Source organism: Methylobacterium sp. Leaf118 (assembly GCF_920984675.1).
Taxonomy (GTDB): domain Bacteria; phylum Pseudomonadota; class Alphaproteobacteria; order Rhizobiales; family Beijerinckiaceae; genus Methylobacterium.
On sequence record NZ_CAKLBV010000098.1, the window covers coordinates 1 to 10,593 of the forward strand.

14 protein-coding genes and 2 pseudogenes are annotated in these 10,593 nt (G+C 72.7%); 6 read left to right on the plus strand and 10 right to left on the minus strand.

The genetic code is table 11. The features are described 5' to 3' along the window. Positions 1-501: pseudogene (locus tag LW587_RS22910) on the plus strand (hypothetical protein); the annotation flags it as partial. Between the two features lie 352 nt (positions 502-853). Then, positions 854-1,021, plus strand: coding sequence for a hypothetical protein (locus LW587_RS22915; protein ID WP_232631894.1), 168 nt, complete (start codon positions 854-856; stop codon positions 1,019-1,021). 477 nt (positions 1,022-1,498) lie between these two features. On the opposite strand, the gene LW587_RS22920 is transcribed toward LW587_RS22915, so the two are convergent. The 9 genes from LW587_RS22920 to LW587_RS22955 form a co-directional block, all read right to left on the minus strand. Beyond that, the gene (locus LW587_RS22920; RefSeq protein ID WP_232631895.1) at positions 1,499-3,268 is read right to left on the minus strand and encodes an ATP-binding protein; all 1,770 of its coding nucleotides are present in this window, start codon (positions 3,266-3,268) and stop codon (positions 1,499-1,501) included. Next, on the minus strand, positions 3,265-3,591 hold the full coding sequence (locus tag LW587_RS22925) for a circadian clock KaiB family protein (RefSeq protein WP_232631896.1): 327 nt from the start codon (positions 3,589-3,591) through the stop codon (positions 3,265-3,267). The genes LW587_RS22920 and LW587_RS22925 overlap by 4 nt, the downstream gene beginning before the upstream one ends. After that, positions 3,588-3,896: a circadian clock KaiB family protein gene (locus tag LW587_RS22930; RefSeq protein WP_232631897.1), complete on the minus strand. Its 309-nt coding sequence runs from the start codon at positions 3,894-3,896 to the stop codon at positions 3,588-3,590. The genes LW587_RS22925 and LW587_RS22930 overlap by 4 nt, the downstream gene beginning before the upstream one ends. A gap of 3 nt (positions 3,897-3,899) precedes the next feature. Continuing rightward, positions 3,900-5,609, minus strand: a complete 1,710-nt coding sequence (gene kaiC / locus LW587_RS22935; protein WP_232631898.1) for a circadian clock protein KaiC — start codon at positions 5,607-5,609, stop codon at positions 3,900-3,902. Positions 5,610-5,939: 330 nt separating this feature from the next. After that, positions 5,940-6,158 (minus strand): hypothetical protein, encoded by a 219-nt coding sequence (locus LW587_RS22940; protein WP_232631899.1) that lies wholly within the window; start codon positions 6,156-6,158, stop codon positions 5,940-5,942. Positions 6,159-6,168: 10 nt separating this feature from the next. Continuing rightward, on the minus strand, positions 6,169-6,384 hold the full coding sequence (locus LW587_RS22945) for a hypothetical protein (RefSeq protein WP_232631906.1): 216 nt from the start codon (positions 6,382-6,384) through the stop codon (positions 6,169-6,171). A 127-nt stretch (positions 6,385-6,511) separates the two neighbouring features. Continuing rightward, the gene (locus LW587_RS24100) at positions 6,512-6,634 is read right to left on the minus strand and encodes a hypothetical protein (protein WP_269780368.1); all 123 of its coding nucleotides are present in this window, start codon (positions 6,632-6,634) and stop codon (positions 6,512-6,514) included. 120 nt (positions 6,635-6,754) lie between these two features. Next, positions 6,755-7,111 carry an MmcQ/YjbR family DNA-binding protein gene (locus LW587_RS22950; protein ID WP_232631900.1) on the minus strand — a complete coding sequence of 119 codons (357 nt, stop codon included), beginning with the start codon at positions 7,109-7,111 and terminating at the stop codon, positions 6,755-6,757. Between the two features lie 4 nt (positions 7,112-7,115). Continuing rightward, positions 7,116-7,355, minus strand: coding sequence for a hypothetical protein (locus tag LW587_RS22955; protein WP_232631901.1), 240 nt, complete (start codon positions 7,353-7,355; stop codon positions 7,116-7,118). Positions 7,356-7,612: 257 nt separating this feature from the next. Here LW587_RS22955 and LW587_RS22960 point away from each other — a divergent pair, with 257 nt between their 5' ends. Continuing rightward, positions 7,613-7,807: a hypothetical protein gene (locus LW587_RS22960; protein ID WP_232631902.1), complete on the plus strand. Its 195-nt coding sequence runs from the start codon at positions 7,613-7,615 to the stop codon at positions 7,805-7,807. A 33-nt stretch (positions 7,808-7,840) separates the two neighbouring features. On the opposite strand, the gene LW587_RS22965 is transcribed toward LW587_RS22960, so the two are convergent. Continuing rightward, complete coding sequence (locus tag LW587_RS22965) at positions 7,841-8,461, minus strand: thermonuclease family protein (protein WP_232631903.1); 621 nt, start codon at positions 8,459-8,461, stop codon at positions 7,841-7,843. A 148-nt stretch (positions 8,462-8,609) separates the two neighbouring features. Between LW587_RS22965 and LW587_RS22970 the strand changes: the two genes are divergently transcribed. The 3 genes and pseudogenes from LW587_RS22970 to LW587_RS22980 form a co-directional block, all read left to right on the plus strand. Beyond that, entirely contained in the window at positions 8,610-8,912 is a 303-nt protein-coding gene (locus LW587_RS22970) for a PepSY domain-containing protein (protein ID WP_232631904.1), read from the plus strand. Between the two features lie 21 nt (positions 8,913-8,933). Beyond that, positions 8,934-9,611 carry a response regulator transcription factor gene (locus tag LW587_RS22975; protein WP_232631905.1) on the plus strand — a complete coding sequence of 226 codons (678 nt, stop codon included), beginning with the start codon at positions 8,934-8,936 and terminating at the stop codon, positions 9,609-9,611. A gap of 110 nt (positions 9,612-9,721) precedes the next feature. Continuing rightward, a pseudogene (locus LW587_RS22980) lies at positions 9,722-10,593 on the plus strand (sensor histidine kinase); the annotation flags it as partial.

Consider the following 10,593-nt stretch of genomic DNA (forward strand, 5'->3'; position numbering starts at 1 on the left):
CTCGCCGGCCATCCGGGCCGGGCCGCGGGGGCGCGCCCGCTGCCCGCCCTCAGACCCACCGCCAGCATCGCCGCCGGACTGGGCACCGCCTCGCCCGGGCCCACCCGGTCCGCGGCGGCCGATCCCGCCGCGCTCCTCGTCCCGGACCGGCTCGCGGCGGAAGCCGCGGCGCTGCCCTCGGTCGCCGCCTCCCTGCCAAGGGGCAGCCTGCTCGATTTGAGCGTGCCGGCCCCGGTCTGCGCGAACGACGAGACCCGCATCCGCAATTACGCGACCCGGATCGCCGCGAGCGTCGGTCTCCGGCCCGAGGACGACCTCACGCTGTTCGAGGGGGACGGCCGGCCGAGCGCCCGCCTGCTTCCGGTGATGCTGGCGATGTCCTCGGTCGAGCTCGGCACGCTCCATGCCGGGACCGCGTTGGTCGCTGCGGCGATCGAGCGGTTTGCGGCCCGCCCGACCGGCACGGCCACCTCCGACGCCCGGCGCGATTCGGCGCTCTGAAGCGGCGGCCCGAGCCGATCGTTCCATCCCCTGTCCGGATGATCGGATCGGTTCGGGGCTGCGGGGCCGCCCGTTGAGGCAGGTGTGGCGACCCCATGTCTGGATCGCCGTCGCGGCATCGCGCTTCGATCAGGATCCGGATCTCGGCCCGTGAGGCTTGGTCGAGGTGCCGATCGACGCGCCGCAGGATGCCCCTGCGCGGGGGCCTCACCGGATGCGCCGGCGATCAGCGGCCAGTAGGGGCTCGGGGTGACCGAGGCACCGCTGGCCCTTTGTCAGCGGGGGAGCGCGTCAGCCCCTGCCAACATCAATCGTTCCAACCGTAGCACGCGAAGTGCCCCCCGCCCCCGCTATGGTGCTCGCAGTTGTGGTTGTGCTGTGTTCCGTAATGATTGAAATTGTGGTCTTCATGGGCAAGATGGTCGCATTCGTCGTTGGACCGAACACAGCCGAGGAACTGCCGATGCACGTGATGATGATGATGCTGTACGAGGGTGAGACCCGCCGCCGGATGATTTGAATTTTGCATCCCATCCGGACGAAATTCAGTCCTGATGATCTCGTTCGCATGGGCCGGCACCGTGAGCACAATCGCAATCAGACAGCCAAGCGCAGGAAGACGACGCTTCATTTCACAACCCCGTGATGGCATTATCAGAATCAGAACAGGAACTTGATGCCATAGGGTTTTATTCAAGTAAACCGCAGCGAGCGAAGGCCAGCCTGCAGGGATCGAACCCATCAGGCCGAGCCGGGGACCAGGCCGTTGGGCGCGGTCCAGCCTGGGAGTCACGGAGCCACGAGCAAGAACGTCGCCGTCGCCTCGGACGGCACCGGCCAGGACGGAGGCGTCCGGCCGAAGCCGCGCATCAGCCACCAGGCAACGGGATGTCCTTCGTCGGCGACGGACCTTCGTCCGGACACGGGATCAAGCCCTGTGCCCCATCGGCGCTGTCCGCGAACCGGCCCCCTCCCGGCCCCTTCGCGGGCCGATGCGTCAGATCTCGCGGGGCCCGCGGCGGTGGACCGCCCGCCGGAGGATTCGGGAGAGGTCCTCAACGGAATAGGGCTTGTGCAGCAGCGGGAAGCCGTGATGCCCGTCCTCGGCCAGCACGTGGCTGTAGCCGGAGGAGAGCACGACCGGCATGTCCGGCCGCCGCTCCAGGATCGTCCGGGCGAGTTCCACCCCGTTCATGCCGGGCATCACCACGTCGGTGAAGACCACGTCGAACCGGTCCGGGGTCCGCTCCAGCTCGGCCAAAGCCTGGTCCGCATCCATCGCCCAGACGGTGCCGTAGCCGAGTTCGGCGAGCGCCTGGGTCGCGAAGGCGCCGACCTCCCGGTTGTCCTCGACCACGAGCACGCAGGTGCCGTGGCCCGGCGCCAGCGGCTCGGGCTCGCCCACGGGCTCCGTCGCGGTGGGGGCGACCTTGGCGCGCGGCAGGAACAGGGTGAAGGTCGTACCGGCGCCCAGCACGCTCTCGACCGCGATGTCGCCGCCCGACTGCTTGGCGAAGCCGAACACTTGGCTCAGGCCTAGCCCCGTGCCCTGGCCGACGCCCTTGGTGGTGAAGAACGGCTCGAAGATCCGCGACAGGTCGGCGGGGGCGATGCCGGAGCCGGTATCGGTGATCGCGACCGCCACGAAGTCACCGGGCACGGCCGGATGGGTGCGCAGGGGCGGGATCCGCCCGGCATGGCCGACGCGGATCGTCAGCGTGCCCTCGCCCTCCATGGCGTCGCGGGCGTTGACGACCATGTTGACGAGGGCGGTGTCGAACTGGCTGGGATCGGCCTCGACGAGGCAGACATAGGGCTGGCCGGCGGCGTCGAAACAGGGCTCGATCTCGGTCTTCACCTGGATGCGGGCGCCGGTGAGCGTGCCGACCATGTCGGCGACCGCGGCGACGCCGCGGCCGGCATCGAACACCTCCGGCTTGAGCGCCTGCCGCCGGGCGAAGGCGAGGAGCTGGCCGGTCAGCTTGGCGGCGCGGCCCACCGTGTCGGAGATCGCCTCGACGTAGCGGCGGCGGCGCTCCTCGGCGAGGTCGGGGCGCTTGAGGAGATCGGTCGAGGATTTGATGACGGTCAGCAGGTTGTTGAAGTCGTGGGCGACGCCCCCGGTGAGCTGGCCCACCGCCTCCATCTTCTGCGATTGCCGCAAGGCCTCCTCGATCCGCTCGCGCTCGGCCACTTCGGCGCGCAGGCGCTCGTTGGTCTCGGCCAGTTCGCGCAGGCGCCCCCGCTCGCCCGTCAGGTCGGTCAGCACGCCGCAGAGGAGGGGCGTCTCGGCGTTGTCGTCGAGGCGGCTGAGGGAAAGGTAGACCGGGCGCTCCGCCCCGGTCTCGTCGCGCAGATGCACTTCGCCCCGGGCGGGCCCGTGGGCCGCCGCCTGCTGCAGGCCGGACAGGGTCGCATCCTGGCCCGGACCGGCGAACCGGCTCAAGGGCTGCCCGATCAGCCGCTCCTGGCGCATGCCCAGCATCTCGGAAAGGCGCCGGTTGCAGTAGAGCAGGGTCCCGTCGGGCCCCAGGGTGAAGGCCCCCTCCTGGATCTGCTCGATCAGCACCCGGTAGGGCCGGTCCGCGTTCTCGAGGGTGTAGACGAGCCGCTCCCCGGTCGGGCCCTCCACGACGATGGCGTCGAAATCGCCCCGGCGGATCGCCGCGAGCGTGTCCTCGGTCTCCTCCAACCGCGCCTCCAACTCGCGGATGCGCGCCTGGGCCGCGTCGAGGGCGGAGGAGGGGAGGGCGGCCGGATCGGTCATGGGGCCGGCTCCTCCGCGCGCCGGTCCAGCCCGAGCCCCTGCAGAACGCGGTCCTCGTCGCCGAGGTCGCCCGCGAGGCGCCGGGCGGGGAGGGGAGCGAGCCGCACGAGGGTCGGGGCGGCGACGACGCCGTCCTCGGCGGCGAGCCCCGGCTGCTGGTAGAGATCAACCACTTCCAGCTCGTAGGCCTCCCCGAACGAACGCCCGCACAGCTGCCGCAGGCTCTCGATGGTGCGGGACGAGCGCGGCGCGGTGCCGGCGACGTAGAGGCGCAGGCGCAAGGGGGCGGGAGCCGAGGCGCCGGAGGGATCCGCTGGGCTCAAGGCTGGTCCGCCTCGGGCCGGATGTCGAGGCCCACGAGCACCTTCTCGGTGTTGGAGAGATCGCCGATGATGCGCTTGAGCGGGGCGGGCAGGCGCCGCACCAGGGTCGGGATCGCCAGGATCTGGTCCCCCGCGGCAAGCTGCGGGTTCTTCATCAGGTCGACCACCTCGATCTCGTAGCGGCCCGCGAGGTGCTCCTCGCAGAACCGCTTGAGGTTCGCCATGGCGGTGAGCGACTTGGCCGTCTGCCCAGCCACGTAGAGGCGCAGGCGGTAGCGGCCGTCGTCGGGGATCTCCTCGCTCATACCCTATGTCCTGCCTCTCCGGCGGGCGGTCAGTTCCCGTCGCTCGTCGGCCCGTATCGCCGCGCGCAAATCGTCCTCCCGACCCAGGACCGCCTCGTCCTCCTGCGTGGTCTCGAGCGCGGCGCGCAGTTCCTCGATCTGCCGCTCCAGCGACTGGCGCCGCCGGGCCGCCTCGCGCTGGCGGCGCTGGATCGCCTCCTCGGCCCGCAGGGCGTCGGCGGCCTCCTTGGCCTCCTGCGCCACGCGCGCCGTGCCGGTGAGAACGCCGGCAGGACCGATATAGGCGTCGACGAGCCGGATGCCGTCGCCGGACATCACGAATTCGCGCACTTGGTTCGAATGGCTCATGCCCCGCGCCTTGATGACGTAGAGCGTGCGGGAGCGCTCGCCATTGGCCTCGACGTTGAAGAGCTTGACCCAGGCGTCCATCAGCGAGGAGACGCCGATCGTGTCGTCCCGGTCGAGCCCGCCATCCTCGCGCAGGCTCGTGAACAGGGCGGTGATGCCGCGGCCCTTCAGGAGGTCGACCATGCGCAGCAAGGTCGCCTGCAGCTCCGAGGACGGGCCCCGCAGCGCCGAGAGCGGATCGACCACCACGAGGGAGGGGGCGAAGCGGTCGATGTCCCGGTGCATCCGCGCGAGATGCATCTCCAGCCCGTAGAGGCTCGGCCGCGCCGCCTCGAAGCGCAGCAGCCCGCTCGCCACGTGGCGGTTCAGGTCGAGGCCGATCGAGCGGGCGTTGCGGGCGATCTGGGCGCCGCTCTCCTCGAACACGAAGGCGAGGCAGCGCTCGCCCCGGGCGCAGGCCGCATCGATCATGCTCGCGCAGACCATGCTCTTTCCGGTGCCCGGCTCGCCCGAGACGAGGATGCTCGACCCGCGATGAAAGCCGCCGGGCCCGAGCATCGCGTCGAGTCCGGCGATGCCGGTGGGAAGGATCCCCTCGGTCACGTCGTAATCGAGGTCGGCGGAGGTGACCGGCAGGACGCTGATGCCCTCGGCATCGATCAGGAACGGATACTCGTTGGTACCGTGGGCCGAGCCACGGTACTTCACGACCCGCAGCCGCCGGGTGGTGATCTGGTCCGCGACCCGGTTGTCGAGGAGCACCACGCAGTCGGAGACGTATTCCTCCAGCCCCTGGCGGGTCAGCTGGCCCTCGCCGCGCTCGCCGGTGATGACCGCGGTGAGCCCGCGCTCCTTGATCCAGCCGAACAGGCGGCGCAGCTCCGCCCGCAGCGTCGCGTCGTCGGAGAAGCCGGAGAACAGGGTCTCGATCGTATCGAGGACGATGCGCTTGGCGCCGATCGCGTCGACGGCGAAGCCCAGGCGAATGAACAGGCCTTCGAGGTCGTACTCGCCGGTCTCCTCGATCTCGGAGCGCTCGACGCGGACATGGTCGATCGCGAGCTTTCCCTCGGCCACGAGGCCGTCGAGGTCGTAGCCCAGCGAGGCCACGTTGGCGGACAGGTCCTCGGCCCGCTCCTCGAAGCTCATGAACACGCCGGGCTCGCCGTAGCGGGTGGCGCCGTTGACGAGGAAGGTCGTGGCGAACAGCGTCTTGCCGCAGCCGGCGGAGCCGCAGACCAGGGAGGGCCGGCCGGCGGGCAGGCCGCCGAAGGTGATGGCGTCGAACCCTTCGATGCCGGTGGGCACCTTCGCCAGGGCGGGACCGGCATCCGGGCGGGGCCGGGGCTCGCGATCAGACGTCACGGCGCAGCTCGAGACGCGCCGACGGCGCCGTGCGAACCGGGAGTGCGGCGGGAGGCTTCGTCATCGCAGGGGCGTCTGAGTTCGCTGGAGGCGGCCAGTCTCCCGACCAGCGGGCGCGGCCCTGTCGCTGCGGCCATTTGCCGGGAGCCTCGTCGGAGATGAGGGAACCCGCCCACGATGCGCCGCGACCGGGAATGGCTCTAAGCCGTCGCTCGGTCGCACGCGCATCCGGAGCGGCCTGCGCCGCAGCGGGAGGGCGGCGAGCCGGCTCCCCTACTGCAAAGCCCGGAAGCTGGCAACAACGGCGCGCCACCGCGGGCGGCACCGGTTTCAGAGGCGGATCTCCGGGCTGTGCTTGTCGCCGTCGTCGAGCACCAGGCCCGCCTCGCCCTGCCAGGGCAGGCTCTGCCAGGGCGGTTGGCCGGCACGGGCCTCGTCGGTCTCCAGGGTCACCATCGTCTCGCCGCCCTCGGCATCCGCGACGCGGACATGGCTCGGCCGCGCCTGCTTGGGCGGGCAGAGACGGGAGCCTTTGTAGGAGGTCGCCATCGCCCGCCTCTCAGTCCAGGGTCTCGGAGGTCTCGTCCCGGGCGACGCGCTCGTGAGCGGCGCGCCTGCGCAGGTAGCCCTTCACGCGCAGCGACTCGGCGACGATCTCGCAGATCGCCCGATCCCGTTGCAGGCCCTCGACCGCGCAATGCGCGTCGAGGGCAGCTACGACGTCCGGCGGGAAGGTCAGGATGCCGGCCAGCTTGGGTGCCGGCTCGCCCGTCATCGGCTCGTCCAAAGTTTCCGTCGGCAAGGTTTCCTCCGCCAAGGTTTTTTCCAGACGGCATCCTTCAAAACGGGCGCGCGGCTCCGGACCGGTGACGCGCCCCCCAGGGCTCCGGGCGACCGCGCCGTCAGCTCGGCTGCTCCTCGACCTGCTCCAAATCCTCTTCCGGCAGCGGTTCGGAGGGCGGCGGCGGATCGCGCTCCGGCTCTTTGTCGTCGCCGGGCTTGGGGCTGTCCGCTTGCATCGTCATGACGCTCCTCGATCTCGCGGGGGGCAAGATCTCACAGGGGGCAAGACGGAAGGGCCCGAAGCAGTTCCGCCGCAGGGGGCGGAACTGCGCCGCGCCGGCGCCAAACGGGGCCGTCCCCCGTCAGGGATCGAGGGCGAGGCCCGCGGTGCGCGCGACCAGGCCGGGCGGGGCCGCGTTGCGCCATGCGGCGAGCAGCAACCCGCGCAGAACCTCCTCCTCGACCGCCCAGAGGTCGAGGCTGGTCCAGCCACGGGCGCCCCAGGCGCCGGGGACGGGGGCGCAGGCATCGGGCTCGGCCGCGACCGCCGCCGCTTGCGTCTCCGGCGTCAAGCGCAGGACGAGGCGTTCCTCGTCGGTCCAGAGCGTCGCGAAGATGCGTCCGCCGACCCGAAAGTCCGGATGCCCCTGATGCGCCCCCTCGACCGCCTCGGGCAGCATCCGGGCGAGCGCCCGCGCATCCTCAGGAAGACAGGACACGCCATCAGGCCCGGCCGGCGGGGGCCTGCCACGCCACGCCCGGATGCTCGCGCACGTCGCCGGTCCGGGTGCCGGTATCGGCGTCGCTGACCCACTCCCCCGGCTCGGCGATCGCCAGGACCTCGTCCTCCGGATAGGCCGCTTCGACGAAGAGCCGGGCCTCGCCCTCCGCGGCGGCCCGCACCGTCACCAGCGGACGCTCGCCGCCCTGGCCCCGAACCTGGGCGATGAAAAGCTTCGACATGGTCTCCTCCGGCCGGCGGCCTCATCGGGTGCATCGCCTCCGGCGCGGGCCGGCATCCGCCGTCACGGAAGCGCGCGTCGAACAACGCGCGAGCCGGCGCGCCGTCCCGTCGGGCGCGGGGATGCCGGCGCGGTGGAAGCGCCGAAGCCGGCTATGCTTTCGGCGACGGGGCCCCATGCCGCTGGGCCCGCTGGCCTTCCTGGAACGGTTCGATAGAGGCAGGCCATCGCCTCCCATTCCTTACCGAATCGATCCCCATGCCCCAAGGTGCCGTCACCTTCCTGGGCCGTGGCCTTGCCTATGTGCGCGGCCGCCGCATCGTGCTGACCATCTGTCCGGTCTGCTCCCAGCGCAACGACAAGAAGGCGGCCGAGCAGGGCCGCTGCCTCTGGTGCGCCTACGAACCCGTCCTCGAGGACGTGCGCGCCGCGGGCAGCGGCACGGCGGCCTGAGGCGGCACCCCGGCCGGATCGCCGGGGCGGGGGTCACAAACCCGCGGTCGCCCCGCGCAGGCCGGGGCGCTGCGTCGGCAGATCGAACACGCCCGACCACAGACCGGCCCGGCGGCCCCAGGCACGCTCGTCCTGGGCGAGGTACTCCGTCGAGACCCGCCGGTCGGCGACGGCGTAGCCGCGCTCGACCAGCCAGGCGGCGAGGTCGTCGGCGCCGAGCCGGCACCGGGCGGTTCCCCGATCCTCGGCCCGCGGCTCGCAGGCGAGGCTCTGCCCGCCGATCCGCGCCGCGAGCGCCGCGGCCGCGACCCGCCCGCAGGGGTAGCCGCGCTCCCGTCCGTCGAAGCAGGTCTGGTCGAGCCCCGGCGCCTCGATGCCATGAAGGCGCAGGCGCACGCCGTCGACCGAGAGGGTCGCCCCGTCGATGACGGTGGCGGGTCCGGCGATCGGCGCGGCCTCGCCGGCCCGGGCGACCCCCATGGGAGCGGCGAGCGCGAACAGGGCGAGGAACGGCAGGAGGAGGGCCGTCGGGGGGCGGCCGGGCCTGCGGGTCTCGGTGGGGGCCCCCTCGATCGGGCCCGGTGCGGGCCGGCTGGCGATGGCGCCGGCGAGGCAGGCGCCGTAGAGGAGCAGGATGGTCGTGGTCAGGGACATGGCGATGGGTCTCTCGCGTCGGGGGCCGGAGCGGCGGCACCGGGGATGGCCCTGTCTCGCCGATGGGGACCCGCGCCGGCCTGACGCTGGCCGTCAGCCTTTCGTCAGGGAGGCTCGGGCAGAGGATCTCCGCCCGAGGTTCCGCCCCATGCCCGCCTTCGCCCGCCTGCTCCTCGTCGCCCTGCTGGCGCTCGCCGCCCCGGCCCATGCCGACAGCGACGGCGAGCGGGCGCGGCAGGCGCTGGAACGGGGTGAAATCCGCCCCCTCGACGCCGTGCTCGCCGCGGCCCGCACGGCGGTGCCGGGCGACGTGATCGCGGTCGACCTCAAGCGCGACGACGGGCGCTGGCTCTACAAGCTGCGCATCCTCGGCAGCGACGGGCGGCGGCGCGACGTGAAGATCGATGCCGGCTCGCTGAAGATTCTCGACGAGGACGACGATGACGATTGAGAGCGGACGGGGAGGGCGCCCGTGCGCATCCTGATCGTCGAGGACGAGCCGCGCATCGCCGCCGACCTGCGCACGGGCCTGGAACGGTCCGGCTACGTCACCGAGGTCGTCGGCGACGGCGAGGCGGCGTGGTTCAAGGCCGAGACCGAGACCTACGACGCGATGGTGCTCGATCTCGGCCTGCCGCGCCTCGACGGGCTCGGCGTGCTGCGCCGCCTGCGCGAGGCCGGGGTGCGGCTGCCCGTCCTGATCCTCACCGCCCGCGACGGCTGGCGCGAGCGCGTCGAGGGGATCGACGCGGGCGCCGACGATTACCTCCAGAAGCCGTTCCGGATGGAGGAGCTGGCGGCCCGGCTGCGGGCGATCCTGCGCCGCACCGCCGGCCATGCCTCGCCGGTCCTGCGGGCGGGGGCGGTCGAGCTCGACACCCGCACCCGCGCGGTCTCGGTGGCGGGCCGCGAGATCGACCTGACCGCCCTCGAATACCGCCTGCTCGCCTTCCTGCTGCACCGGCAGGGACAGGTCGTGCCCGCGGGCGAATTGCTGGACCATCTCCACGGCAGCGACAGCGACCGCGAGGCCAACGCGCTGGAGGCCCTGCTGACCCGGCTGCGGCGCAAGCTCGGCCCCGGCATCGTCGAGACCCGCCGCGGCCACGGCTATCTCGTGCCCGCCGACCCCGCCCCGGGGGCGGGATGAGCCCCGTCGACGACGAGGCCGCCTCCCCGACGGACCCGGAGGCCGTGGGACCGCACTCCCGCGCGGGGCGCACGGTTTCCGGCCTCCGCTCAGAGGCCGGCCCCCTCGGCTTGACCCTCAGTTCCCTGCGCCTGCGCCTCGGCCTCGCCGCCGCCGGGCTGATCGCGCTGGCGCTCCTGCTCGCCGGGATCGGTCTCACCGTGATCCTCGACCGGGTGCTCGACGCCCGCACCGCCGACGGGCTCGACCGCCTCGCCAAGCTCATCGCCGGGCAGGTGGTGCTGGCCCCCGACGGCAGCCTGAGCCTGCCCCGGGAGCCGCCGGACCCGCGCTTCGCCACACCCTATGGCGGCCTCTACTGGCAGATCGCCGGGGAGGGGCGCTCCCTCCGCTCGCGCTCGCTCTGGGACCGCAGCCTCGGCGCCGTCCCCGACGAGGAAGCGGAACCGGCCATCGGCGACCTGACCGGGCCGGATGGCGGCCGGCTCATCGCGGTGACCCGCCGCGTCACGATCCCCCATGGCGGCGGCACCGTGGCCCTCGCCGTCACTGCGGCCGAGGATCGTCGCGACCTCGCCCGGAGCCGCGCCAGCTTCCTGCGCCTGCTGGTGCCCTCGCTGGTCGCCCTGTTCGCCGCCCTGACGCTGGCGATGGCCCTGTTCGTGCGCCGGGCGCTCAGCCCCTTCCGAACCCTGCGGGCGGACCTCGCGGCCGTCCATTCCGGGGCCAAACCGCGCCTGTCGGAGGCCTTTCCCGAGGAGGTGCGCCCGCTGGTGGCCGACCTGAACCGCCTGCTCGATGCGCAGGAGCGCGACCTGGAGCGGGCCCGCACCCAGGCCGCCGACATGGCCCACGGCCTCAAGACGCCGCTCGCCGTGCTCGACGCCCTCGCCCGCCGCACGGACCGCGCCGACCCGGCCCTGGCGGAGGAGATCGCCGAGCAGGCCCGCGCCATGGGCCGGCAGGTCGAGCGGACGCTGGC